Genomic DNA, 25,881 nt, shown 5'->3' on the forward strand with positions numbered 1-25,881 from the left:
GTTGGTAGCGCTGCGTCATCCTGAGCCCATTTGTTCCGGCAAGCGAGAGCGGCGGGTAGTCGGGCTTGAACCGCGGCGCCGGCGGCCCGCGGGAGCATACGGTCCGCAGGTGACGCGGACGCGGGCAAATCTGGTGTGTGGAGATCTCACTGTGGGTGCGGGCGGTTGGTCGGGTTTGTCCTTACTGACGCCGCCAAGAGAAGGTGAAGAGTCCTCGGTTATTTTTGATATTGGGTGAGCCCGACCGGGTTCACCCACGTCATAGGGGGCGGCAAATGCGGATGGAGACCCACAAGGTCTTGCCCGAAGCGGTGCTCGACGAGGCGTGGCGGCTGTACGCCGAGTCGTTCGACGAGCTCCGCACGCTCGCGGTGCAGCGCCACGTCATGCCCCGGGTCGACTTCGACGAGCAGATGCGCGACCCGCGGGTGCGCAAGTACGTCATCCGGGGGAGTGGGGCGATCGCCGCGATCGGGACGCTCACCAACGATTTCGACGCCGCGCCGCTCATCTCCCCGGACTACTTCCGGCACCGGTGGCCGGCCCTCTACGCGCGGCGGCAGGTCTGGTACGTCGGGTTCTACGCCGTGCACCCACAGCACCGTGGCTCGGGCCTCTTCGCGTCGCTGATCGAAGAGATGGTGAAGGTCATCGTGCCCGGTGTGGCCGTGGTGGACTTCTGCGCCTACAACGAGGAAGTGGCCCAGTTGCCGCGCTTCGTGCGCGGGGTGCTGGAAGACCTGGGCGAGGTGCGCACCCAGCGCCTGGACACGCAGACCTACTGGTCCTACGAGTTTCCCGCGGCTTCCTGAGCGGCCGCGTCGGGCACGGTGGCGTCGTCGTCGCCGTCGGGGGTGGCCTCCAGTGCCAGCCAGCGTTCGGTGAACTCTTCGGCGCTGACCGGCGCGCCCCACATGTGCCCCTGCCCGACCGTCACGCCAAGCGTGGAGAGCACCTCCTGCTGCGCCTGGTTTTCGACGCCTTCGGCGACGACCGTGAGCTTGAGCGCGGTGCTCATCGCCACCACCGCGCGCACGATCTCCTCGTCTTCGGCGTCGGTGCCGAGACCGTCCACGAAGGACCGGTCGATCTTCACGCCGGTCACCGGGTGGCGGCGCAGGTATCCGAGCGCGGAGAAGCCGGTCCCGAAGTCGTCGACGACCATCTTCACGCCGAGCCGGCGCAGGTCGAAGAGGACCTGGTCGGTGACGCTGGACGCGTCGATCATCACGGACTCGGTGATCTCCAGTACGACGCAGGTGTGCGGCACCTTCCACCGCTCCAGCACCTCGGAGACCTTGCCGGGCAGGGTCGGGTCGCGCAGCTGGCGCGGGGAGACGTTGACCGACACCCAGAAGTCGTCGTCGACGAGGTCGTCCGCCCGCCACGCGGCGACCTGCCGCAGCGTGCCGTCGAGCACCCACCGGCCGATGGCCGCGATGAGGCCGCTGTCCTCCGCGATCGAGATGAACACGGCCGGCGATATCGGGCCGCGCACCGGATGGGTCCACCGCAACAGCGCCTCGGCGCCCACCAGGCGTCCCGTTGCCAGCTCGACGATCGGCTGGTACGCCAGCCGCAGCTGCTCGGTGGCGAGCGCGTGCCGCAGGGCCAGCTCGATCTCGACCCGTTCGCGCACCCGCTCGTGCATCGAGGCGTCGAACTCGGTCCACCGCCCGCGGCCGTCGGACTTGGCCCGGTACATGGCGGTGTCGGCGTCGCGGAGCAGCGCCTCGGCGGTCACCGCGGCCACCGCCGGCACCGGCGCCATCCCGGCCGCCGAGCCGACCACGCCGATCGACGGCGTGATCACCACTTCGGCGCTGCTGACCTGTACCGGTGCGCTGAGCCGCTCCATGATCCGCTCGACCAGCGCCACCGTCTCCTGGCGGTTGCCCATCCGCGCCACGACGAACTCGTCGCCGCCCACCCGCGCCACCATGTCGGGCTGCGGCACGGTGTCGCGGAGCCGGCTGGCCACCTCGACGAGCAGCTGGTCGCCGGCCTCGTGGCCCCACGAGTCGTTGACCAGCTTGAAGCCGTCGAGGTCGAGGAAGAGCACCCAGACGGCGGGCTCGCCGACCGCGAGTGTTGCGCCGGCGGCCGTCGTGGCGGGTGGGGTGGTGCCCAGCAGCCGGCTGATCTCCTGGGCGAGCATGAGGCGGTTGGGCAGGCCGGTCAGCGGGTCGTGCGTGGCCTGGTGTTCGGACTTGAGCTTGGCGGCGGCGTAGTCCCGCACGGCCGTGGCGGCGCGGGCGACGAGCAGCGTGACCATCGCGGTGCCGCCGGCGGCCAGCGCGATGTGCTCGGCGGTGCCGTGCTCGATCAACGGCATCAAGGCGAACGGCACGAGCATCGCCGGCACGATCACCAGCAGGCGGCGCACCGACCAGGTCTGCACCGGCATCGCCGCCGCGCGGGTCAGGTCGGCGATCGACGGGTGCAGCGCGGCCGACCCGATCAGCGTGAACGTGACGACGAACGGCAGGTCCAACAGGGACGATCCGGTGAGGTCGCCGGACGCGCCGACGATCGCGTACGCCAGGTCGCCGGCGAGCAACATGAACAGTCCACAGAGGAGCAGCACGTACGCGGGCCGGAGATCCTTCGTGGTGAACGCGAGGTTGACCAGCAACAGCAGGAAGACGACGTCGAAGAGCGGATACAGTCCAGCTAGGACGGACACGAGCTGCGGGCGACCGTCGATTGTGGCCGCCGGCGCGGCCAGCAGCAGGGCCGACGCCAGGCCGGCACCCACGCACACGATGAGGCCGTCGATCACCGCGTGCCGCTGGACGCTCCCGCGCGCCAGCAGCAGCCCGCCGAGCGACAGAAACATCAGCAGGTATCCCGGCACGGTGAACGCGTCGCCGGCCAGCGCCTCCCAGCCCTCGCGCTCGGCCGCCCAGGGCCGGATCAGCGCCCCGGCGAGGAAGGCGATGCCGGCCGCGCCCAGCAGCTGCCACGGATAGCGGGGTGCCGCCCGGTGCCACCGGGGTCCGGCGAAGAGGGCCACGATCGTGCCGAGCGCGATGCCGGCGAAAGACGCCGCCGAGATCACATCGGAGCTCGTGACGACGTAGAGTACGCTCGCTGCTACGCCAGCGGCGAGGAAGAGGGCGGACGCGACCCCGGAGGCTCTGCTATCCCTCGCCGGGGCAGGCTCCTCTATCGGTATCGCCCCCTGCCAGCGTGCTGCCTGGGCTGATCAACAACAGCGCACACAGTATCAAGCGGGGCGGCCGGCTGTCGGGAAACTTTCTCGGAAGAACTGTCAGTCTCCCGTCATACCGTCGATCCGTTCACGGATGAGGTCCGCGTGGCCATTGTGGCGGGCGTACTCCTCGATCATGTGGATGTAGACCCACCGGACGCTGATCTCGACGCCCGTCCGCTCATGCTGAAACGTCTCGTCCAGCGAGTGTCCGGCCGCCGCCGCGCGGGCCAGCTCGACCTCGGCCCGGAAGGCCGCGAAGTCGGCCTCGGGGTCGGCGGTGTCCACGTCGTCGAACTCGCCGTCCCGGTTGGTCTCGTCGTAATACAGGCCGGGCAGGTCGCCCGCTCCGCCGACCCGGCGCCGAAACCAGCTCCGCTCCACGTCGGTCATGTGCCGCACGAGCCCCAGCAGGCTCAAGGACGACGGCTCGACGCTGCGCCGCCGGAGCTGGTCGACGCTCAGACCCTGGCACTTGAAGAGCAGGGTGTCGCGGTGGAAGTCGAGCCAGCCTTCGAGCATGTCGCGTTCGCCCGCGACGAAGGGCTCTTTGCGGCGCTCGATCTCAGGCGCGGTCCAGGTCATGACCAGAAACCTATCGGAGTCGGCTGTCTCGCCGTCCACTGCCGGGTCCGCGGTGCAAGCCCACGATCGCCACAAGTGAAATCCTCGATTTAGACAGAGATTGAGCTACCGCGACGCCCGTCGTGGTCCGGACCGTTGCTCCCGCGGCCTCACCCGTCCGCCGTTGGTCGCGCTCACCCCCTACGCGCAACCCGCGGGGGATTGAGGTCGCGCCAGGCGGTGGATGGTGGAGGTAGGGCCCGCGAAGACCCCCTTCGGGGCTTGTCCCGCGGACCTGGCAGTGGACGGCCGGGGATTTCGGCTCGCCCTGGCGAGCCGCCGGGCGGGAGCGGTGCCCGCGGGAGCATACGGTCCGCAGGTGACGCGGACGTGGGCAAAAGATGCCTCGAAGCAGCGCCACGACGGCGGCGACCCTGACCCCGAAAGGTCTTTGGACGACTTATGGTCAACCGGCCGACCACAAGTCGTCCAGACCTACTCCCACCCGGTGTATAAGTATCGACGCGGGTCAGCGGCGGGTGATCGAGAAGATGTAGCGGTTGTCCTCGGGGGCCCGGTCGCGGTAGAAGGTGCCCTTCGGTCCGGCGGAAACCACGTCGACGAGCCACCGCGAGACCGTGCCGTCGGCGCTGTCCTTGGCGGCCGGCGACTTGACGCCCAGCCGGAAGGTGCGGGACTTACCGGGCGCGATGTAGCCCTTGCCGCAGATGGAGCCGGCCGGGTATCCGGCCCGCGTCGACTTCAGCCGCGTGCACCCGGCCCAGTCGCCGCCGTCCGCCGCGAAGCTTCGCGGCAGCTCGACGGTGAACCGCAGGCCCCACACCGGGTTGGGGCCGTTGTTCTTGATTGTCACGACGAGCTGCCCGTGCCGTACCCCGTCGATCGGCTTTCGCAGGACGAGACCTGGCGTGCTGATCGTGAGGTCGGTGATGTCCCGCTCCGGGTCGAAGGACGACGGCGGGGTCGGCGTGGCCGGCCGTCGCGGAGGCGGCGCCTTGGTGGGCGGCGTCGACGTCGGCGGTGCGGTCGTCGTGGGCGGCGGTGCGGTCGTGGGGTCCGGAGCTGGGGTGGTGACGACGGGGGCGGCCCCGCCGCCGCCTCCGTCCGGTGCCTTCCCCGCCCCGCTGTCCGCCTCGCATCCGGTCATCGCCACCGTGGCCAGCAGCACGGCGCCGAGCAGTGTCCCGCGCATCGTCGTTCTCCCCGTTTCAGGCCGGCTGTTCCGGCTTCGGGGTGAACACGTCCGGGCGGCGGCCGCCGTTGCGACGGGTATCCGACAGGCAGTGTCACCTGTCGATCGCACGCTCCAGGTGGCGTACGCAGCGCAGCTCGCCGATCGTCTCGCCGACGGGCCGGTCCAGGTATGCCTCGTCGAGGTCGGCGAGGCGGGTCTGCGGCCCGACGTGGCGGATCAGCTCCAGCGACTCGCCGTACGGCTCCAGCATCACCCGCCCGCCGGCCACGCTGTGTCCTGGCTGGCGGATGCGGTCGAGGTCGGAGCGGTCGAGGAAGGGTGCCTCGGCGTCCGCGGCCACGAACATCCGCCGGTACAGCGCCACGTAGTCCTGCTGGCTGGTGCCGCCGACCGCGACGACGCCGGGCAGCAGGCACCGCACGAGGTAGGCCAGGATGCGGTCCGCGTACAGCACGCCGGCGCGCAGTGCCGCGGCCACGGCGGCCGGCTCCATGGGTACCGGCAGCGGCGCGCCGTTGGTCTCCACGGTCCACTGTGCTCCCGGGCCGGTGCCGGTGAGCACCACCTGGTGCAGCCGGCTGCCCTTGCGCAGCCACAGGAAGTCGGGGGAGGCGTTGTTGACGGTCAGGTTGGACGGGTCCGCGACGAGCCGCCGCTTGGCGCGCAGGAACGCGTCCCGTACCTCCGGGTCGAAGAGCAGCGCGAAGACCGGGCTGGCTGGGTCTTCGACGTGCAGGGCGACGCACTCCGAGACGACCGCCTCGTCGATCTGCACCCGCCGCACGTCGTGGTCGACGTCGAGGCCGGCCCAGATCTCGTCGTTGGCCATCCGGTACGCGGTGGGCGCGTCCGGCGCCTTGAGACCGGTGAGCGGTCCGAGCACCGGATCGGACGCGACGTCGTGGCGGGTGCCCTCCAGCGGCTCGAACGCCATCTCCAGCGGGCCGGGTAGGCCGCAGAAGGAGGAGTTCTTGAGCTGGGTCTTGGATAACGGGTAGACGCCGAACAGGCCGCCGCGGCTGCGCAGGAACGTCGGCCCGAGCACCGGCGCGCGGCGGGCCAGACAGCTCACGATCGAGCACTGGTTGACCAGCGCGACCCGCGCGCCCGCTTCCCGGCTCGCGACGTAGAAGAGGTAGTTGTGCAGGAACGTCTCCGCGTCCAGCAGCAGGTTGGAGTGGTCGGCCTGCTGGATCACCGGTACGCGCAGGAGGTGGTCGCAGGTCGCGTCCACGTCCGGGTCACCGTGCGCGCGCAGGTACGTCTCCACCGCGCGGGCCAGGCGCAACCGGTGCGCGTTCGGCTGTGACTGTGGGGCGGGCACCAGCGCGCGCAGGTAGGCGCGCAGGGGCATGTCGAGCGCGCGCGATAGCTGCACGCCCAGCTCGGACCCGCCCGCCACCAGGCGATGGACTCGGTCGGCCGCGGGGTACGCGGCGGGCCGGTCGAGCAGGGTCCCCGTGTGGGTGGACAATCCAGGCCTCCATCAGGTGCAGGATCTTCACCTTCCTGACGGAGACAGAGTGGGTCTGGGTTGGATGAACCTCGATCAAACTCCGGTCCAGTTTCTGCGTGGTTCCTGTGAAGAGAATGTGAAGCCGTTCGGACATTGACCATGTGTCTGTCAGTGACGGATCGTTGACTCATTTACATCTATGTATTGGGGAACGGATGCGTTACTACAGAAGGCTTCTCACGTTTGTGGTCGGCATGCTCGCCGCGCTCGTGCTGGCCGCACCCGCCGTTGCCGACCCGACCCCACCGCCCACCACCCCGCCGGCTCAGCTCTGCGAGATCTCGGTCACGGTCCCGGCCCAGTGGACCACCGGGTACATCGTGAATATCACCGTTCGAAACATCTCAAATCGGCCGGTAACCGTGTATGCGAACGTCATCCTCCAGCCGCCCGGCTTCATCGTGCAGAGCTGGAACGTCACCGTCACGGTCACCGGTTCGACCGCGGTGATCAGGCCGTGGAACCCGGTGCTGCTGCCCGGGCAGACCGTCACCTTCGGCTACATCGGGACGGGTCCGCTGGCGCTGCCTACCGTGTACTGCCAGTAGCGGTGAGATCGACGGCGGCGACCTGGCGCAGGTCGCCGTCCGTCGTCGTTCCCTCGATCACGACCCGGGCCGACCGGCCCTCGTGCACCAGCGTGCTCACCGCGTTGCCGAAGTAGGGGCCGGCCAGCCTCCGCCACCGCACCGTGGGCGCGGCGATCCGGGCGGCGCGGGCCACCGCGCGGGCCACCGCGGCCGGCCCCTTCCACCAGCCGAGCCGCAGCACCGGCCGCATGTACGACTGGAGCTGGTTGTGCACCGGCGAGCAGGTGAGCTGGTGCACGGGCGCGGCGACCGGGCGCTCGCGAAACACGGCGCGGGCAACGTACGAGTGGTGCACGTCGCCGGAGAGCACGCTGATCGACGCGGCGCCGGCCGAGCCGACCTCCGCGAAGAGCGCGGCGAGCGCGTCGAAGGAGCGCTGGAACGCGGCCCAGTGCTCCAGGTCGAGCGCCCGGCGCTGCCGCTCGGCGAAGGCGGACACCCGTGGGCGGGGCGAGCCGGCCAGCCGCTCGTTCCACGCCTCAAGGTGGTGGATGCCGGGCGGGAGCAGCCACGGCAGCGACGAGCCCACGACCAGGTGGTCGAAGTCGCCGCGGGCGAGCTCGGCGAACCAGGCCCACTCGCCCGGCGGCAGCATCGCCCGGTGCTCGTGGTCGAGCACCCGGCTGCACCTGTTGTCGAGCACGACGAGGCGGGTGCGGCCCAGGTCGAGCGCGTAGCTCCACTGATAGCCGACGGCGCCGTCGGCCTCCTTGTCGACCGCCGTGCCGAAGTCGCGCAGCACCTCGGTGGCGTCGCCGTCGGCCGCCATCACCTTCTGGTACACCGGGTCGGCGGCGATCTGGTCCGGGTCGAGGTTGCCCAGGTGCTGGTAGACCCAGTACGAGGCGAGGCCGCTGGAGATCCGCTCCGGCCACCACGGCTTGTCGCGCACCTCGCGGCGCCAGGAGGCGGAGGAGTTCCAGTCGTCGATGATCTCGTGGTCGTCGAAGATCATGACGCTCGGCACGGTGGCGAAGAGCCAGCGGATCTCCGGGTCGCGCCACGACTCCAGGTAGAGCTGCGTGTACTCCTCGTACGAGACCACCTGATTTTCCGGATGGTGGTGATCGTGCCCGCGCCGGCGGTGCAGGAAGCGCTTGACGGCCGGTGACGGGATGTCCGCGTACACCTGGTCGCCGAGCAGCACCAGCAGGTCGGGGGCCGGCTCCGCGCCGGACATCAGCCGCCGCGCGTAGGCGTCCAGCGCGTCCGGCGGCAGCTTGCGCGGCGTCGCGTGCTGGGTGGTCTCCCGGCACGAGCCGAAGACCAGCCGCACCGGCTCGTCGGCGGTGTCACCCTCGCGGGTGCGGATCACACACGGCGGGTACTGGTTCCGCGGCTCGGGCCACACGCGGGCGTCGTCGACGAACACCTCGTACGGCGTCGCGGTGCCCGGCGTGAGCCCTTCGACCACCACTAGCGCGTAGTGGTGGCCGTACACGCTGAATGTCGACGCCTCCCCGGCGCCCGACCCGGCGGAAACCCGCACGATGGCCGGTGCGCTGGTCTCCACCCAGACGGTGGCGCGGGTGCCGATCACCCGGCGCAGCACCGGGCCGATGACGAGCTCAGCGGACAAGGGTGACCTCCGGTCGGGGGGACGGGGACATCCTCTCTACCCCAGGACTCTGTGCGCCAGCCGTGAGGGCTAACAGTGTGCGGCGCCCAGCCATCTGTCAGGATTTCCGCATGGAGTACGTCGTCATCGCGCTCGTCCTGCTGGGCGTGCTCGTGCTCGGTGGCCTGGGGCTCGTCATTCCCCGCCTGCGCCGCCGTCCCGAGCTGCCGCCGCCACCGGCCCCACCTTCGCCGGTGGAGACCGCGCCGGCCCCGGTGGAGGTCGAGCCCGAAGCGGTGCCGACCACCCCTGAGCTGGAGGTTCCCGAGCCGACGGCGGGCCGGCTGGTCCGGCTGCGGGCCCGGCTCTCCCGCTCGCAGAGCGCTCTCGGCAAGGGCCTGCTCGGCCTGCTCTCCCGCGACCGGCTCGACGACGACGTCTGGGACGAGGTCGAGGAGAGCCTGATCACGGCCGACGTCGGCGTCGAGGCGACCCGCGAGATCGTCGACCGGCTGCGCGAGCGCACCCGCGTGCTCGGCACCCGCAGCCCCGACGAGCTGCGCACGCTGCTGACCGAGGAGCTCGTCGCGGCGCTCGACCCCGGGCTCGACCGCGCGCTCAAGAGCGACGGCAAGCCCACCATCGTGCTGGTCGTCGGCGTCAACGGCTCCGGCAAGACCACCACCTGCGGAAAGATCGCGCGGGTGCTGGTGGCCGACGGCCGCACGGTGCTGCTGGGCGCGGCCGACACCTTCCGCGCCGCCGCCGCCGACCAGCTGGCCACCTGGGCCGGCCGGGTCGGCGCCGAGGTGGTACGCGGTCCCGAGGGTGCCGACCCGGCGAGCGTGGCGTTCGACGCGGTGCGCCGGGGCATCGAGACCGGCGTCGACACGGTGCTCGTCGACACCGCCGGCCGCCTGCAAAACAAGGTCGGCCTGATGGACGAGCTCGGCAAGGTCAAGCGGGTGGTGGAAAAGCAGCAGCCGGTCGACGAGACCCTGCTCGTGCTCGACGCCACCACCGGGCAGAACGGTCTGGAGCAGGCCCGCGTCTTCACCGAGGTGGTGGATGTCACGGGCGTGGTGCTGACCAAGCTGGACGGCACCGCCAAGGGCGGCATCGTCATCGCCGTGCAGCGCAAGCTGGGCATACCCGTGAAGCTTGTCGGTCTGGGCGAGGGGCCCGACGACCTGGCACCGTTCGAGCCGCGGCAGTTCGTAGACGCGCTCCTTGGCACGGACGCGTAACCTCGGGTGACCTACCGCGATCAGGCGCCGCGCCTCGGGAGACCGTACGTGACTTCGCATGAGATCCCGCTCCGCGGCGGGAACGTCAGCACCGTGGTGCGTGTGGGGGACACCGTCCGGCGCAACGCCGGCCCGTGGACCCCGTCCGTGCACGCGTTGTTGCGCCATCTGGAGTACGTCGGCTTCACCGGCTCACCCCGCGCCCTCGGCATGGACGAGCGAAACCGCGAGGTCCTCTCCTACCTGGAGGGGGAGTGCGGGGAGTACCCGCTGGCCCCGCACTGGGTGACCGACGAGGCCCTGGTCACGGTGGCGACGATGCTGCGGATGTTCCACGACGCGCAGTACGGGTTCACGCCGCCGCCCGGTGCGGTGTGGCGCTCGTTCGGCCCGCCGCCGCCGGACACCGAGGTCATCTGCCACCACGACGCGGCGCCACACAACGTCATCTGGCGGCCGGACGGCACGCTCGCACTGATCGACTTCGACCTCGCCTCGCCCGGCGCGCGCATCTACGACGTGGCGTACGCGGCGTGGACCTGGGTGCCGCTCTTCTCCGACCGCGACTCGTACACCTTGGGCTGGAAGCGGCCCAACCGGCCGCGGCGGCTCCGGCTATTCGCCGACGCGTACGGGTTGATCCCGCGCGACCGGCACCGCCTCGTGCGCACGATCCGTAAGCGGATCGTCGACCACGTGGAGGGCATCCGGCGGATGGCCGCGGCGGGCGACCCGGCGTTCGTCCGTATTGTGCACAAAGGTCACCTTAGGCGCCCTATGCGGGATTTGCGGCTATTGGACTACGAGCGCCATACGCTCGAGTACGCGCTGCGCTGAGGTAATGAGCGTTTCTTCACACGCCTGAAACAAAGCGTGACCTGGCGGAAATCACGCAGGCACCGTGCGCGAAACCTCGGCACTAGAAGCTTCCGCGCAACCGGCGTACGGGCAACGCTGCCCCGGATCTGCCGGAGGGAGGCAACCTAACCGAGAGGAGGCAGCGTGGAGATCAATACCGGGAATACCGCCTGGTTGCTCCTGTCGTCTGCGCTCGTGCTGCTCATGACGCCGGGTCTGGCTCTGTTCTACGGAGGCCTCAACCGGTCCAAGGGCGTGCTCAACATGATGATGATGAGCTTCAGCGCCATCGGGCTCATCTCCGTACTGTGGGTCATTTACGGCTTCACTCTGGCGTTCGGCACCAACGACAGCGCCAGTGTCAACAACATCATCGGTAGCTTCACCCAGTACCTCGGCACCGAGACCGACTTCATCGGCGAGGAGTGGCTCTTCCTCGGCGCGGGCACCGGCATTCCGACGTACGTGTTCATGGCGTTCCAGATGATGTTCGCCATCATCACGGTCGCGCTGATCAGCGGCGCCGCCTCCGACCGGCTCAAGTTCGCCGGCTGGCTGCTCTTCGCGTTCGGCTGGTTCACGCTCGTCTACGTCCCGGTCGCGCACTGGGTCTGGGGCGGCGGCTTCATCGGTGCCAAGATCAAGGCGCTCGACTTCGCCGGTGGTACGGCGGTGCACATCAACGCCGGTGCGGCGGCGCTCGGCCTGGTGCTCATCCTCGGCAAGCGCATCGGCTGGCCGAAGGAAAGCTTCAAGCCGCACAACGTGCCGTTCGTGATGCTCGGCGCGGGCCTGCTGTGGTTCGGCTGGTTCGGCTTCAACGCCGGCTCCGAGCTCACCGTCGACGGCACCACGGCGGTCGCGTTCGTCAACACACAGGTCGCGACCGCGGCCGGTGTGCTGGGCTGGATCATCGTGGAGTGGCTCCGTGACGGCAAGCCGACCCTGGTGGGCGCCTCGTCCGGTGCTGTCGCCGGTCTGGTCGCGATCACCCCGGCGTGTGGCTTCATCGCACCCATCCCGGCCGTGATCCTCGGTCTGATCGCCGGTGCGGTCTGCGCCGTGGCGGTCAGCCTGAAGTACCGCCTCGGCTTCGACGACTCGCTCGACGTTGTCGGCGTGCACTTCGTCGCCGGCTGGATCGGCTCGCTGTCGATCGGCTTCTTCGCCACCCTCCAGGTCAACTCGGCGATCGAGGGTCTGGGCGCCAGCGAGGGCCTGTTCTACGGCGGCGGCGCCACCCAGCTGGGCCGGCAGTTCCTGGCCAGCGGCATCGTGTCGGTCTACTCGTTCGCCATCGCCGCGGTGCTCGCTCTGATCATCAAGTCGACGATCGGCCTGCGCACCTCGACGGAGTCCGAGGTCGACGGCATCGACGTCGCCGAGCACGCGGAGAGCGGCTACGACCTGTCGCCGACCACGGGCGGCGCGTTCGCCCAGGCGGGCATCGCTCCGTCGGCCAACAGCGCGGCGCCCGCCAAGGCGCCGGTGAGCGAGAAGGTCTCCGGTTAACCTCGGACCGATGGAGGGATTGAGCATGAAGCTGGTGACCGCGGTCATCAAGCCGTACCAGCTGGACGCCGTGAAGGAGGCGCTGCACGCCCTCGGCGTGGCCGGCCTGACCGTCAGCGAGGTCCAGGGTTACGGGCGCCAGAAGGGCCACACCGAGGTGTACCGGGGCGCTGAGTACACGGTGGAGTTCCTTCCGAAGATCCGGATCGAGGTGCTGACCGACGAGATCGACGTCGAAAAGGTCGTCGACGCCGTCGTCACCGCCGCGCGTACCGGAAAGATCGGTGACGGAAAGGTGTGGGTCACGGCGGTGGAAGACGTCGTCCGGGTCCGCACCGGCGAGCGCGGGCTGGACGCGCTCTGATAGAGGTAAACGACAAGGTCGGTGCCGCCGCACGCGTCGAGCGTGCGGCGGCGCTTGACATGTGGCTCCGGTCGCTCGTGCCCACCTGGCCGCCCGGGGTCGCGCTGGTCGCCTTCGGCGGGCTGGGCCGGCTCCAGTGCGCCCCGCGCAGCGACCTCGACCTGATCCTGCTGCACACCGGCGTACCCGGCATCGACGAGCTGGCCGCCTCCCTCTGGTACCCGATCTGGGACTCGCGGATCGGGCTCGACCACTCGGTGCGCACCATCCCCGAGGCGCTGTCGGTCGCCCACGACGATGTCAAGGTCGCCCTCAGCCTGCTCGACGCCCGCCACGTGAGCGGCGACCGCGAGCTCACCCGCCAGCTCGTCGAGGCGGCCGCCGAGCAGTGGCGGCGTACGGCCGTGCGCCAGCTGGTGCGGCTGCGCGAGATCACGCTGGCCCGGTGGAAGGCGCACGGCGAGCTGGCGTTCCTGCTCGAAGGCGATCTGAAGGAGGCCGCCGGCGGGCTGCGCGACGTGGGCATCCTGCGGGCCATCGCGCAGGGCGGGCTGGCCGACACGATGCGCCCGGCGGTACGCGCCGCGCACCTGCGCCTGCTCGACACCCGTGACGCGTTGCACGCCAGCGTGGGTCGGCGGGTCGACCGCCTGGTGGCCCAGGAGCGTGCCTCGGTGGCCCGCATGCTCGGCCTCGACGACGGCGACGCGCTGCTGCGCCGGGTGGCCAGCGACGCCCGCACGATCACACACGCGCTCGACGACGGCTGGCGCATGGCCGACCGCCTCCGCTCGGGGCGCCGCCGCGGGGCCGACGGCAAGCCGCAGCGGCGGCCGGTCGCCCGCGACGTCGTCGAGCAGGACGGCGAGCTGGTGCTCGCCCGCGCCGCGATCGGCGCCCGGCCCGACCCGAGCCTGTCGCTGCGAGTCGCGGCCGCCGCGGCGGTCACCCAGCTGCCGATCGCGCGGGCCACCTGCGAGTGGCTGGCCGCGTACTGCCCGCCGCTGCCCGCACCCTGGCCGTCCGAAGCCCGGGACGCGCTGGTCACGCTGCTCGGTGCCGGCCTCGGGCTGGTGCCCACCTGGGAGACCTGCGACAGGTACGGCCTGGTCGACGCGTGGCTGCCCGAGTGGACCCGCATGCGCAGCCTGCCGCAGCACAATCCGGTCCACCGCTTCACGCTCGACCGCCACCTGGTGCAGGCCGCGTACGAGGCGACCGCGTTCACCCGCGAGGTGGGCCGGCCCGACCTGCTGCTGCTCGGCGCGTTCCTGCACGACGTGGGCAAGGGCCTGCCCGGCGACCACAGCGTCGTCGGCGCGCCGATCGCCGCCGCCGTCGCCCAGCGCATCGGCCTGCCGCCGCAAGACGTGGCGGTGATCGAAAAGCTCGTCCACCTGCACCTGCTGCTGCCCGACGTGGCCACCCGCCGCGACCTCGCCGACCCGGTGACCATCCGCGGTGTGGCCGACGCGGTCGGCGACACCACCACGCTGAGCCTGCTGCACGGCCTCGCCCGCGCCGACGCACAGGCCACCGGCCCAGCCGCCTGGTCCGACTGGAAGGGCCGGCTGATCGCCGACCTGGTGCGCCGCGTGCACATCGCCCTCGACACCGGCGCGCTGCCCGCACCTCCGAGGCCGGACCCGGCGCTGGTGACCGGCCCGCTCCCGGTGGTACACCTGGACGGCGGCAGCGTCGCGGTGGCCGCCGCCGACCGGCGCGGCCTGCTCGCCGCGGTGGCCGGTTGCCTTGCCCTGCACCGCTTGGAGGTTCTCACCGCGGACGCGTCCACCGTGGACGGTCGGTCGCTGGTCGAGTTCCGGGTACGCCCGCGGTACGGCACCCCGCCCGACTCGCTGGCGCTCGCCAGCGACCTGCGCCGCGCCGTCTCCGGCGACGTCTCGGTAACCCAGCGCCTGCGCGGCCGCGCCCTCGCCGCCCGACCCGGCGCCGCACACGCCGCCCCCCGCGTGGTGTGGCACCGCGAAGCCGCCACCGACGCCGCCATCCTCGAGCTGCGCGCGGCCGACGCGCCGGGCTTGCTGTACCGGGTGACGTCGGCGCTCGACGAGGCCGGCGCGCAGGTGCGGGCCGCCCGTATCTCCACATTGGGCACTGACGTGGTCGACGCGTTCTACCTCGTCGGCGCCTGGGCCGACGACACCGAACGGGAAAAGGTCGAGGCCGCCGTCCTCACCGCCGCCGGTACGTAGAGCGCTCGCGCATCGACCGTTGGGTTGATGACATCAAATCTCGTGGCATGGTCTGATCCCGGGACTTCGGCGAAGATCTACACGGGGGACGGGCATGGGCGCGTTTTTTCGAGCTTGTATCACCGGGATCGCACTCGCTTGCGCCGCCGTGCTGGGCGCCGCCGGCCCCGCCCGTGCCGCCGACGCGACGACCCTCTATGTGCAGCAGACGTCAGCCGCTTGCACCGACGGCGGACCGGGCACGAGCGCACAGCCGTTCTGCACGGTCGGTGCCGCGGCCGCGGTCGTCAGCGCCGGGCAGACGGTCATGATCGGCGCGGGCAGCTATCCGGAGCGGGTCACACTCGCCAAGTCCGGCACGCCGGACCAGCCGATCACCTTCCGGATCGCCTCGGCGCTGCCCCTTCCGACGCTCGTCGGCCCGACCGCCGGGTTCGTCATCGACGGCCAGCACGACATCAAGATTTTGAACGTGCGCGTCAACGGGACCGAGGCCGTGCCCGCCTTGGACATCCGCGCGTCGTCGGGTATCACGGTCCAGGCCACCAGCATCCAGATGACGTGGACGGCCACCGCACCCGCCATCCGGCTTGCCGCGGTCACCCAGTCCTGGATGGCCCCGTACGTCCACCGGGCGCCAGCCGGCGGCATCATCCTCGACGCGGAAACGACGGGCGTCGAGGTCAGATCCGGCTCGATCTACGCCTCGGGCGAGGCCTACGGCACGAGTGACAGCGCCGGCGTCCGCGTGACCGGGCCTGGCAACACGGTCGCGAAGAACATGATTCACGGCTTCAGAGAAGCGGAGATCGTGCTGGAGCCCGGCGCAGCCGGCACGCCCGTCGTCAACAACGCGATCGGTGGCGGCGCCGGCTTCGGCATCCTCAACCGGGGCGCTTCCGGCACCGCGATCACCAACAACCATGTCGAGAACCACTGCCGGGACGGCATCCGCGTCGAGGGTGCGTCTTCCGGTGTCTCGGTGCAGAACAACCGGCTCAGCCTCAACGGCAACCTCGGCCAGGACCACTGCGACGGGCTGCCGGTGGATGGCGTCGAGATCGGCGTCTACGACGGCGCGGTCGGCGACACCGTGGTCGACTACAACGACGCGCATCATCTCAATCCGAACTCGCCCGCTGTCTACGCGTGGGACGGGGTTCGCATGAGCCTGGCCGCGTTTCGGGCCGCGTCCGGCCAGGCCGCACACGACCGTGAGACTGCCGCCGACCACGACGCCATCGACTCGGCGAACTCGGCCGCCCCGGGATACCCGCAAACCGACCGCGAAGGCGCCGCCCGCATCGACGATCCCGGCGTGCCGAACACCGGCGCCGGACCCGTGACCTACGCCGACCGGGGCACGCGGGAGGTCGTCCGCCGCGCTTCGGCCCGGAGCAGCGTCGCCGTCGACCTGGCGGCGAGCTCGGTCACCGTAGACGCCTCGGCGTCCGAGGCCGGCACCCATCCGATCGTCTCGTACACCTTCGACTTCGGAGACGGCACGACGACCACCCAGGCCGCGCCGACCATCTCGCACCGCTACGCGCAGCCCGGTGAGTACCAGATCAGGACCACGGTGAACACGGCCGACGGGCTCGGCACGAGCGTGCCCACCCAGCGGGTCACCATCCTGCCCGCGTCGCCGACCGCCGGCCTGCTTTCCTTGTACAACCTCAACTACGTCGCCGTGGCAACCAACGGCCTGCTCGGGCCCGGCCAGCCCGGGCTGACCGCGGCGGGCGGGTTCGACATCGGCGACGCCGGTGGCGGTGAGGTGGCCCTTGTCTCCCGGGCGACCGGCATGTACCTGTCTGCTGACAGCATGGGCACCGGGCCGCTTACCATGTTCGCCACGAACGTCGGCCCGACGGAACGCTTCACGCTCGTCCGCAACACCGACGGCAGCATCAGCCTCCGGTCGGTGCACACCCTCCGGTACGTCAGCATCATGTCGCAGACGTCGCCGTACCTCGGGGCCACCCGGACCGCGATCGGCACGTGGGAGAAGTTCCACCCGGTCAAGGTGAGCGACGCCGCACGCACCCTGAAGGCCTCGGCGAACGGCAAGTTCGTCTCCGCCGAGAGCGCGGGCACCAAGCCGCTGATCGCCAGCCGGCCGGCCGCCAACACGTGGGAGCGGTTCGACATCGTCGACCTCGGCAACGGGCAGGTCGCACTCTTCGCCCGCGCGAACAACCGGTTCGTGGCCGCGGAGAACGCCGGCGCCCAGCCGCTCCAGGCCAAGCGGCTCGCGGTCAGCGCGTGGGAACGCTTCACGCTGGTCCGCAACGGCGACGGCACGGTGAGCTTCCGCTCGGCCACCAACAACCTCTACGTGTCCGCGGAAAGCGCCGGCACCTTGCCGCTGATCGCCAGCCGACCCGCGGTCGGCACGTGGGAGAAGTTCAACCTGGGCTGAGCCGTACGTCAGGGGGCGTACGCCGACTGACGCTCGGCGGCGGACGTCTCCCGGCCCGCCGGCGGCGAGGCTTTGGGCATGTTCCCAGTGGAGACCCACGAGCTCACCAAGCGGTACGGCCAGCTCGTCGCCGTCGACAAGGTGAGCCTCACCGTACGGCCCGGAGAGGTCTACGGGTTCCTCGGCCCGAACGGCGCGGGGAAGACGACCACGTTGCGGATGTTGCTCGGGCTGGTGCGGCCGTCGTCCGGCACGGTGCGCCTGCTCGGCAAGGACGTCGGGCAGAGTCTCGGTGACGTCGGCGCGCTGATCGAAGGGCCGGCGTTCTACCCCTACCTGTCCGGGCGGCAGAACCTGCGCGTCATCGCCCACTACGCCGGCTGCCCCGCCGGGCGGGTCGACATCGTGCTCGACCTCGTCGACCTGACCGACCGGGCCGGCGACCGCTACGGCACGTACTCGCTCGGCATGAAGCAGCGGCTCGGCGTGGCCGCGGCGCTGCTCAAGGATCCCCAGCTGCTGATCCTCGACGAGCCGACCAACGGCCTCGACCCGGCCGGCATGGCGGACATGCGGCGGCTGATCAAGCGGCTCGGCGCGGCGGGCAAGACCGTGCTGCTCTCCAGCCACATGCTCGGTGAGGTGCAGCAGATCTGCGACCGCGTCGGCGTGGTGTCCGGCGGCCGCCTGATCGCCGAGAGCACGGTGACCGAGCTGCGTGGCGGCGCGCGGCTGCGGGTGGTGGCGGATCCGGTCGAGGAGGCCGCCGCCCGTGCGCGGGCGCTGGTGGGGCAGGACCGGGTGCGGGTCGAGGACGGCGCCTTGGAGCTGGACATCGAGGCGGGCAAGGCGGCCTGGATCAACGCGGAGCTGGTGAGCGCCGGCATCGACGTGAGCGAGCTGGGCGTGCGCGAACGCGAGCTGGAAGACGTATTCCTGGAGTTGACAAATGTTGGGTAGTACGCGAGCCGAGATCATCAAGCTGGTACGGCGCCCGGCGAGCTGGCTGCTGCTGGCCGTCGCCGTCGTGCTGAGCCTGACCTTCACCTATCTGGTCCCCTACGCGGGGGCGAACGGCACCGCCGACGGGGCGCCCAACGCCACCCGGGGCATCGCCGAGACACTGCCGGATCAGCTGGTCGGCAACTCGATCGGCGGGCTGCCGGTCTTCGCCGGCGCGATCCTGCTGATCCTCGGCGTGCTGGCGGTCGGCGGCGAGTACGGCTGGGGCACCTGGAAGACGCTGCTCGCCCAGGGGCCGTCGCGGCTCACGGTGTACGCCGCGAAGATCACCGCGGTCGCGCTGGCCAGTCTCGTCATCGTGCTGGCGCTCTTCGCGGCCGGCGCGGTGACGAGCGCGGCGATCGCGGCGGCCGAGGGCGCACCGGCGGACTGGCCGTCCATCGTGGACGTACTCGCGGGCATCAGCGCGGGCTGGCTGATGGCGACGATGTGGGCCGGGCTGGGCGTGGTGCTGGCAGTGGCGCTGCGCGGCGTGGCGCTGCCGATCGGGCTGGGCCTGGTGTGGCTGATGGCCGTGCAGAACCTCCTCGCCTCCATCGCCGCGCCCCTGCTCGACTGGGTGGCGAAGCTCCAGGAGTGGCTGCCCGGCCCCAACGCGGGCTCGCTCGCCGCCTCGCTCGGCACCTCACCGGACACGCCCGGCGTGGCGACGCTCGTCGGCGACGTACACGCGGTGGGGGTGCTGGCGGCCTACCTGATCCTCTTCGTCGGCGTCGGCGGCCTCCTGCTGCGCCGTCGCGACATCATCTAGGGAGAATGCGGACCATGAACGGAGCGCGCCGGAGGTGGGTGGCCGATGGGCTGCTCACCCTGGTGCTGCTCTTCGTGGGCATCGGTGGCACCAGGGCGGCGGGGGAGGGGCAGGACCGACCGGTCACCGCGTTCACGTTCGTGCTGGTCGTGATCGTGGCCCTGTCGCTGGTGGTGCGGCGGCGGTGGCCACTCGTCACGCTCGGCGTGGCGGCCGCCGGCACGTCGGTCTACCTGACGCTGACGTACCCGTACGGCCCGATCCTCATCGCGTTCATGGTCGCGGTCTACTCGGCCGCCCGCCACCTGCCACTCAAGCTCGCCGGGATCGCCGCCGGCATCGCGCTCGCCGTCCTGCTGCTGCACGTGTTCGTCGACGGCGACGTGGCCGGCCTCGTGCCCGGCGCGGCGTGGGTGGTGGTGCCGTTCGCGGTGGGCGTCACCGTGCGCATCAGCCGCGAGGCGGCGGTGCGGGCCCGGGACGACCTGGCCCGCCAGTACGCCGACGAGGAGCGCCTGCGCGTCGCACAGGAGGTGCACGACGTGGTCGGGCACGGGCTCTCCGCGATCAACATGCAGGCCGAGATCGCCCTCCACCTGCTGCCCAAGCGCCCCGAGCAGGCCGAGGCGGCACTCACGGCGATCAGCCGCACCAGCCGCGAGGCACTGGACGAGCTGCGCGTGACACTCGCGCTCGTCCGGCGTACCAATGAAGGCGAGACAAGAGCGGCCACCGCGGGCCTGGCCCGTCTCGACGACCTGACGGCGCGGGTCTCCGAGAGCGGGGTGCCGGTCAAGGTCGAGGTCACCGGCGAGCGGCGGGACCTGCCCGCGGCGGTGGATCTGGCAGCATACCGGGTGGTGCAGGAGTCGCTGACCAACGTGTTGCGCCACGCCGGCGCGGCCACCGCCACGGTCCGGCTGGTCTACCTGCCCAAGGAGGTGAGCGTGGAGGTGGTCGACACCGGCCGCGGCGCGGTGATCGCGCTGGGCGGGGGCCACGGCCTGGCCGGCATGCGCGAGCGGGTCGCGGCGCTGGGCGGCGACTTCACCGCCGGGCCCGCGGAGAGCGGCGGGTTCCGGGTGTACGCGAGGCTGCCGCTGCCATGATCCGGATACTCATCGCCGACGACCAGGACCTTGTGCGGCTCGGGCTGCGCACGCTCGTCGAGAGCGAAGACGACATGGCGGTGGCCGGCGAGGCACCCGACGGCCTCGCCGCGGTGGAGATCGCCCGCCGCGAACGCCCCGACGTGGTGCTCATGGACATCCGCATGCCCGGCATCGACGGCATCGAGGCCACCCGCCGCATCGTCGCCGACCCTTCGCTTGCCGAGACCCGCGTCGTCGTGCTGACCACGTTCGAGCTCGACGAGTACGTCTTCGACGCGCTCCGCCACGGCGCCAGCGGCTTCCTCATCAAGGACACCAAGCCGGCCGAGCTGCTGCACGCGATCCGCCTCGTCGCGGGCGGCGAGGCACTGCTGTCGCCCTCGGTGACCCGGCGGGTGGTGCGCGAGTTCGCCACCCGGCCGAGCCGCGTGCCCAAGCCACACCCCCAGCTCGACACGCTCACCGAGCGGGAGCGGGAGATCGTCGGCCTGGTCGGCGAGGGCCTGAGCAACGACGAGATCGCCGAGCGCCTCGTGGTCAGCCCGGCGACCGCCCGCACCCACGTGAGCCGTTCGATGATCAAGCTGGGTGCGCGAGACCGCGCCCAGCTCGTCGTCTTCGCCTACCAATCGGGCCTGGTCGACTTCTAGCGACCTGTCCAAATAAGGGATCTCAAGGTCCCGACCCAGGCTGGTAACGCTGCGTCAGGGTGTCGGACGGATGGGGCCTGCGACCGCCCCCGCAAAGACTCTCGGGGCTTGGCCCGCGAACCCGGCAGCGGACGGCCGGGGATTTCGGGTCGCTCCGCGAGCCGCCGGTGCCCGCGGGAAAGCACCCCAAGAAAACGCTCCACGTTTCCCCGGGGACTCCGCGCATACGGTCCGCCGCTGACGCGGATGTGGGAAATCCGCCTCGAAACGGAGCCCACGTTCCGGTCCGCTCGCGGCGGCGGGCGGACCGGAAACGTCGATCACAGGGTCTTGAACCACTTCACGGTGTCGGCGGTGCCCATCACGTTGGCGCCGAGGTGCTTGGAGTCGTTGTAGACCAGGTCACCGGCGTCCACGACCGGCACGTCCACCCCGCTGGCGGCGAAGCTGGCGCGGCAGGCGGTGGCGTTGCCCACCACGATCTGCTCGTCGCCGCCCGACACCACAAGCCGCACGGGCGCCCGCGGCGTCCAGCCGGTGCAGGTGCCGTCGTGCACCGCCAGCGCCGCCGCGAACGGGCCGGTCGGGTTGTCGATCAGCGCCTTGCCGCGCGGCGTGAGCAGGTCGTCCACGGAGCCGCCCAGCGTTTCCGCCAGCTCCTCGCCCGTGTGCACGCCGTCGAAGACCTCCTCGACACCTTCCTTCTCGAACACGTCGCTCGGCTTGTCGTAGATGTGGTGCAGCCGGTTGTAGGAGACCAGCAGGTAGGCCGTGTAGCCCGTGTTGAACGGCGGCGGCATGCTGGCCAGCACGGGCAGCACCTGCCGCCGGCCGTCGTACGGGCCGGCGATCGGCGAGAGCGCACCCAGCCGGAACCAGCCGTCCGCGCCGGTGGCCAGCGCGCGGGCCAGCCCGGTGGCCGCGGTGCCACCCTGGGAGAAGCCGGTGACCAGCACCTTCCGCTCCAGCGCGCGGCCCTTGCCAGCGGTGAACTCGCGCGCGGCCCGGAGCAGGTCGAGCGCGGCCGTGGTCTCCGAGGGCACGTCGAGGTAGGGGTGCGGGCCGGGGCCGATGCCCATGCCGAGGTAGTCGGGCGCGACCGCGGCGAAGCCGGCCGAGGCGTACGTCAGCGCCGGAGCGACCGCCCAACCGTCCCGCCACATCGACGGTGCGTCGGTCCGGTTGATCTCGGTGCCGTGCGTGTACGACACGACGCGCAGCTCGCGCGCCCCACCCCGCGGGAGGGCCACCAGGCCGCTGGCGATCGTCGGCCGCCCGGCGGGGTCCACCGTGCGGTAGACCAGCTGGTAGGTGTCCACGCCGTACCGGACCTCGTCGACCTTGAACTCGGCCGCGGTCAGCTCGCGCGCGACGTCCTCCTTGGTGGTGAGGCTGCGGAGTGGCTGGACCGCCACGATCCGTCCGCTTTCCCTTGTCTCGCCAGCCGCCGGCGCGGCCACGGCGACCGCCCCCGCGGCGAGCGCTCCGGCCAGGATTCCGACGATGATGCGTGTGTGTCTCATCATGCTCGAAACGCTATGAACACACGCTCTCGGTCTGAATCCGGTCAGCCGGTCTGTTCGAGGTAGGGACAGCATGACCAGAGCCGGGTCTGGGTACGAGTACCCGGTTAGGCTAGGGGCGCGGCCGGCTCGTGAGCCGGCCCACTATGTGCTCGCCAAATGACGACAAACGGGATGTTGCGGCGTGTTTGACACCTTGAGCGACCGGCTGTCCGGGATCTTCACCAAGCTTCGCGGCAAGGGGCGCCTCTCCGACGCCGACATCGACGCGACCGCCCGCGAGATCCGCCTCGCCCTGCTCGAGGCCGACGTCGCGCTGCCGGTGGTCAAGGCGTTCATCGCGAGCATCAAGGACCGCGCCCAGGGCGCCGAGGTCTCCCAGGCGCTCAACCCGGCGCAGCAGGTCATCAAGATCGTGCACGAGGAGCTCGTCGCGATCCTCGGTGGCGAGGCGCGGCGACTCCAGTTCGCCAAGCAGCCACCGACCGTGATCATGCTCGCCGGCCTCCAGGGCTCCGGTAAGACCACGCTCGCCGGCAAGCTCGCCCGCTGGCTCAAGGCGCAGGGTCACCAGCCGCTGCTGGTGGCCGCCGACCTCCAGCGCCCCAACGCCGTCGGGCAGCTCCAGGTGCTCGGTGGGCGCGCCGGCGTCGAGGTGTACGCGCCGGCGCCCGGCAACGGCGTCGGCGACCCGGTCCAGGTCGCCCGCGACTCGATCGAGCACGCGCGGCGGGCCGCCCGCGACATCGTCATCGTCGACACCGCCGGCCGGCTGGGCATCGACGCCGAGATGATGGCGCAGGCCGCCTCCATCCGCGACGCGGTCCAGCCCGACGAGATCGTGTTCGTCATCGACGCGATGGTCGGCCAGGACGCGGTGACCACCGCCGAGGCCTTCCGCGACGGCGTGGGCATCACCGGCGTGGTGCTGTCCAAGCTGGATGGTGACGCGCGCGGTGGTGCCGCGCTCTCCGTCCGGCACGTGACAGGCGAGCCCATTCTCTTCGCGTCCACCGGCGAAAAGCTCGAAGACTTCGACGTCTTCCACCCCGACCGGATGGCCAGCCGCATCCTCGGCATGGGCGACGTGCTCACGCTCATCGAGCAGGCCGAGCAGGCGTTCGACGAAGACCAGAAGGAGAAGATGGCCGCCAAGCTCATGGGCGGCCAGAGCTTCACGCTGGAAGACTTCCTCGACCAGCTCATCGCGGTGCGCCGGATGGGCCCGATCGCCAACGTGCTGTCGATGATGCCGGGCATGGGCCAGGTGAAGGACCAGCTGGCCGAGCTCGACGACAAGCACTTCGACCGGGTCACCGCGATCATCCGCTCGATGACCCCCGGCGAGCGCACCAACCCGAAGATCATCAACGGCTCCCGCCGCGCCCGCATCGCGAACGGCTCCGGCGTGACCGTCATGGACGTCAACCAGCTGCTCAACCGCTTCACCGAAGCGCAGAAGATGATGAAGCAGATGGGCGGCATGATGGGCCTGCCGGGCGGCCGGCGCAAGGCGACCAAGTCCCCGAAGAACAAGCGCAAGGGCACCAAGGGCGGCGGCCGCCCCCGCTCGGCCGGCCTGCCCGGCGGCATGCCGGGCGGGATGCCCCCGGGCATGCCCCAGCTCCCCCCGGGCATGGACCCGAGCGCCCTGGGCGGCGGCGCCTTGCCGCCCGGCTTCAAGCTCCCCAAGCTCGACTTCGGCAAGCTCGGCAAGAAAGACAAGGACACCGACAAGTAACTCGCCGCGCGGGGTAAGAAATGGGGGGACTCGAACCAACGCTGATAGGGCATCAGGATGAGGCGTGAGGTGGTTGACGTGATGCCGCCCTCACGGAAGGAGAGCCCTATGACCACGGCCCTCAACCTGCCGCAGCGCGAGGTGTGGACCGTCGACGACCTGGCCGAGCTACCCCCCCGACCTTCCGTACGAACTCGTCAACGGAAGGTTGATCCTCTTGCCCCCTACCTTCATCCATCAGTTCCTATGCGTCCAGATTGTGCGTGCGCTCGGCGACAACTGTCCGCCGGACCATGAGCCCGTCTACGACCTCTCGCTGGATGTCAACCGCTACAGCGAGCCGCGGCCCGACGTGGTGGTGTTGGACACCGCACACGTCGACCAGCATCCGCCTCCGGTCGAAGACGCGATCCTCGCAGTCGAAGTCGTGTCGAGGGACTCGAAGGTGCGCGACCTGTATGACAAGGCGAGCATGTTCGCCGCCGCCGGTGTCAACCGCTATTGGGTGATCGACCCACTGGGCGACAAGATCTCGCTCGCCGAACATGTTCTGGAGTCCAAGCCCCACCGGCGGTACGCCATCGCCCAGCAGACCACGGAGGTCTTTACCACTGACGAGCCCTATCGGATCGTCATCGACCTGCCGGCCCTGACAGCGCGGCGGGACGGGTTTCTGGGGCGGTCCAAGCCGGCGGACTGACGATCGGGTAGGACTGTGCGCATGGCGTTGCATGTGCGTGGGGTCCTGCTGCCGGACGACGAAGAGCGTGACCTCTGGCTCGTCGGCGACCGGGTGACGTTTTCGCCCGTGGCGGGGGCGGAGACGATCGTCGATCGGGGGTACGTGCTGCCGGGGCTCGTCGACGCGCACTGCCACATCGGCATCGCTCCGGGCGGGGCGCCGATCGAGGGGATCCGGCAGGCCAAAGAGCTGGCCGCCCAGGATCGCGACAGCGGGGTGCTCGCGATCCGCGACTGTGGCTCGCCCTACCCGTACCCCCAATTGGACGACGACCCCGACGTGCCGCGACTGGCCCGCGCGGGCCGCCATGTCGCGCCGCCCAAGCGATACCTGCGCGACATCGGCGTCGAGGTGGGCGCGCCCGGCGTGCCGGCCGAGGTGGCCGCACAGGCGCGGGCCGGCAACGGGTGGGTGAAGCTCGTCGGCGACTGGATCGACCGCTCGGTCGGCGATCTCGCGCCGGCCTGGGACGCCGCCACCCTCGAAGCGGCCGTACGCGCGGCCCAGGCGGCCGGGGCGCGGATCACCGCGCACACGTTCTCCGAGGAGGCGGTGGCGGTGCTCGTGCGGGCCGGCATCGACTGCGTGGAGCACGGCACCGGGCTGTCGCTGGACCTGGTCGACGAGATGGCGCGGCGGGGCACGGCACTGGTGCCCACGATGATCAATATCGCTACGTTCGGCGACATCGCGGCGCGGGCGGAGGGCAAGTTTCCCGGGTACGCGCGGCACATGCGCGCCCTCGGTGACGGCTTTCCGGCGCTGGTGCGCGCGGCGTACGAGGCGGGCGTGCCCCTCTACACCGGCACCGACGCGGGCGGCGGGATCACCCACGGGCGGATCGCCGACGAGATGCTGCGCATGCACGAGGAGGCGGGTGTGGCACCGCTCGACGTGCTCCGCGCCGCTTCCTGGGGCGCGCGCGAGTGGCTGGGCTTCCCGGGCCTCGTCGAGGGTGGCCTGGCCGACCTTGTCGTGTACGCCGAGGATCCGCGTCGCGACCTCCACGTGGTCCGCGCCCCGCAGCGGATGGTGCTGCGCGGGCGGGTGGTCCGCTAGCTC

The 25,881-nt window shown here is 70.9% G+C and carries 21 protein-coding genes; 15 read left to right on the forward strand and 6 right to left on the reverse strand.

The annotated features are described in order from the left end of the window. Positions 1-275: 275 nt before the first annotated feature. Complete coding sequence (locus ACTMTJ_RS06810) at positions 276-812, forward strand: GNAT family N-acetyltransferase (RefSeq protein ID WP_441215244.1); 537 nt, start codon at positions 276-278, stop codon at positions 810-812. Here the strand turns inward: ACTMTJ_RS06810 and ACTMTJ_RS06815 are convergent. The 4 genes from ACTMTJ_RS06815 to ACTMTJ_RS06830 all read right to left on the reverse strand — a co-directional run bounded on the left by ACTMTJ_RS06815 (position 788) and on the right by ACTMTJ_RS06830 (position 6,468). Beyond that, entirely contained in the window at positions 788-3,061 is a 2,274-nt protein-coding gene (locus ACTMTJ_RS06815; RefSeq protein WP_441215245.1) for a putative bifunctional diguanylate cyclase/phosphodiesterase, read from the reverse strand. The genes ACTMTJ_RS06810 and ACTMTJ_RS06815 overlap by 25 nt on opposite strands. Before the next feature lie 213 nt (positions 3,062-3,274). Continuing rightward, entirely contained in the window at positions 3,275-3,799 is a 525-nt protein-coding gene (locus tag ACTMTJ_RS06820) for a DinB family protein (RefSeq protein ID WP_441215246.1), read from the reverse strand. 508 nt (positions 3,800-4,307) lie between these two features. Next, complete coding sequence (locus tag ACTMTJ_RS06825; RefSeq protein ID WP_441215247.1) at positions 4,308-4,991, reverse strand: hypothetical protein; 684 nt, start codon at positions 4,989-4,991, stop codon at positions 4,308-4,310. Between the two features lie 94 nt (positions 4,992-5,085). Next, positions 5,086-6,468, reverse strand: coding sequence for a hypothetical protein (locus ACTMTJ_RS06830; protein ID WP_441215248.1), 1,383 nt, complete (start codon positions 6,466-6,468; stop codon positions 5,086-5,088). Positions 6,469-6,665: 197 nt separating this feature from the next. Between ACTMTJ_RS06830 and ACTMTJ_RS06835 the strand changes: the two genes are divergently transcribed. Continuing rightward, positions 6,666-7,058, forward strand: coding sequence for a cellulose binding domain-containing protein (locus tag ACTMTJ_RS06835; protein ID WP_441215249.1), 393 nt, complete (start codon positions 6,666-6,668; stop codon positions 7,056-7,058). On the opposite strand, the gene ACTMTJ_RS06840 is transcribed toward ACTMTJ_RS06835, so the two are convergent. Then, entirely contained in the window at positions 7,039-8,679 is a 1,641-nt protein-coding gene (locus ACTMTJ_RS06840; RefSeq protein WP_441215250.1) for an alkaline phosphatase D family protein, read from the reverse strand. The genes ACTMTJ_RS06835 and ACTMTJ_RS06840 overlap by 20 nt on opposite strands. 110 nt (positions 8,680-8,789) lie before the next feature. Between ACTMTJ_RS06840 and ftsY the strand changes: the two genes are divergently transcribed. From ftsY to ACTMTJ_RS06890, 10 genes are all read left to right on the forward strand, one after another. Further along, a complete protein-coding gene (gene ftsY, locus ACTMTJ_RS06845) occupies positions 8,790-9,905 on the forward strand; it encodes a signal recognition particle-docking protein FtsY (RefSeq protein WP_441215251.1) in 1,116 nt (371 codons plus the stop codon). Positions 9,906-9,911: 6 nt separating this feature from the next. Further along, positions 9,912-10,742 carry an aminoglycoside phosphotransferase family protein gene (locus ACTMTJ_RS06850; protein WP_441215252.1) on the forward strand — a complete coding sequence of 277 codons (831 nt, stop codon included), beginning with the start codon at positions 9,912-9,914 and terminating at the stop codon, positions 10,740-10,742. A 165-nt stretch (positions 10,743-10,907) separates the two neighbouring features. Further along, the gene (locus ACTMTJ_RS06855) at positions 10,908-12,275 is read left to right on the forward strand and encodes an ammonium transporter (protein WP_441215253.1); all 1,368 of its coding nucleotides are present in this window, start codon (positions 10,908-10,910) and stop codon (positions 12,273-12,275) included. Between the two features lie 25 nt (positions 12,276-12,300). Beyond that, the gene (locus tag ACTMTJ_RS06860; protein ID WP_441215254.1) at positions 12,301-12,639 is read left to right on the forward strand and encodes a P-II family nitrogen regulator; all 339 of its coding nucleotides are present in this window, start codon (positions 12,301-12,303) and stop codon (positions 12,637-12,639) included. Further along, positions 12,636-14,855, forward strand: coding sequence for a [protein-PII] uridylyltransferase (locus ACTMTJ_RS06865; protein ID WP_441215419.1), 2,220 nt, complete (start codon positions 12,636-12,638; stop codon positions 14,853-14,855). Before ACTMTJ_RS06860 ends, ACTMTJ_RS06865 begins: the two co-directional genes overlap by 4 nt. A 148-nt stretch (positions 14,856-15,003) precedes the next feature. Beyond that, positions 15,004-17,277, forward strand: coding sequence for a PKD domain-containing protein (locus tag ACTMTJ_RS06870; protein ID WP_441215255.1), 2,274 nt, complete (start codon positions 15,004-15,006; stop codon positions 17,275-17,277). 78 nt (positions 17,278-17,355) lie between these two features. Then, positions 17,356-18,237 carry an ABC transporter ATP-binding protein gene (locus tag ACTMTJ_RS06875; protein WP_441215256.1) on the forward strand — a complete coding sequence of 294 codons (882 nt, stop codon included), beginning with the start codon at positions 17,356-17,358 and terminating at the stop codon, positions 18,235-18,237. Beyond that, the gene (locus tag ACTMTJ_RS06880; RefSeq protein WP_441215257.1) at positions 18,227-19,051 is read left to right on the forward strand and encodes an ABC transporter permease; all 825 of its coding nucleotides are present in this window, start codon (positions 18,227-18,229) and stop codon (positions 19,049-19,051) included. The genes ACTMTJ_RS06875 and ACTMTJ_RS06880 overlap by 11 nt, the downstream gene beginning before the upstream one ends. A 14-nt stretch (positions 19,052-19,065) precedes the next feature. Continuing rightward, positions 19,066-20,160: a sensor histidine kinase gene (locus tag ACTMTJ_RS06885; protein ID WP_441215258.1), complete on the forward strand. Its 1,095-nt coding sequence runs from the start codon at positions 19,066-19,068 to the stop codon at positions 20,158-20,160. Then, positions 20,157-20,813 carry a response regulator transcription factor gene (locus ACTMTJ_RS06890; protein WP_441215259.1) on the forward strand — a complete coding sequence of 219 codons (657 nt, stop codon included), beginning with the start codon at positions 20,157-20,159 and terminating at the stop codon, positions 20,811-20,813. Before ACTMTJ_RS06885 ends, ACTMTJ_RS06890 begins: the two co-directional genes overlap by 4 nt. 320 nt (positions 20,814-21,133) lie before the next feature. Here the strand turns inward: ACTMTJ_RS06890 and ACTMTJ_RS06895 are convergent, their stop codons facing one another. Next, a complete protein-coding gene (locus ACTMTJ_RS06895; RefSeq protein ID WP_441215260.1) occupies positions 21,134-22,339 on the reverse strand; it encodes an alpha/beta hydrolase family protein in 1,206 nt (401 codons plus the stop codon). A 181-nt stretch (positions 22,340-22,520) separates the two neighbouring features. Between ACTMTJ_RS06895 and ffh the strand changes: the two genes are divergently transcribed. From ffh to ACTMTJ_RS06910, 3 genes are all read left to right on the forward strand, one after another. Next, the gene (ffh, locus tag ACTMTJ_RS06900; RefSeq protein ID WP_441215261.1) at positions 22,521-24,077 is read left to right on the forward strand and encodes a signal recognition particle protein; all 1,557 of its coding nucleotides are present in this window, start codon (positions 22,521-22,523) and stop codon (positions 24,075-24,077) included. Positions 24,078-24,294: 217 nt separating this feature from the next. Further along, positions 24,295-24,777, forward strand: coding sequence for a Uma2 family endonuclease (locus ACTMTJ_RS06905; protein WP_441215262.1), 483 nt, complete (start codon positions 24,295-24,297; stop codon positions 24,775-24,777). A gap of 21 nt (positions 24,778-24,798) precedes the next feature. Continuing rightward, positions 24,799-25,878: an amidohydrolase family protein gene (locus tag ACTMTJ_RS06910; RefSeq protein WP_441215263.1), complete on the forward strand. Its 1,080-nt coding sequence runs from the start codon at positions 24,799-24,801 to the stop codon at positions 25,876-25,878. Positions 25,879-25,881 lie beyond the last annotated feature (3 nt).

Origin of the sequence: Phytohabitans sp. LJ34, from assembly GCF_052068095.1 — a bacterium.
Lineage (GTDB): Bacteria > Actinomycetota > Actinomycetes > Mycobacteriales > Micromonosporaceae > Phytohabitans.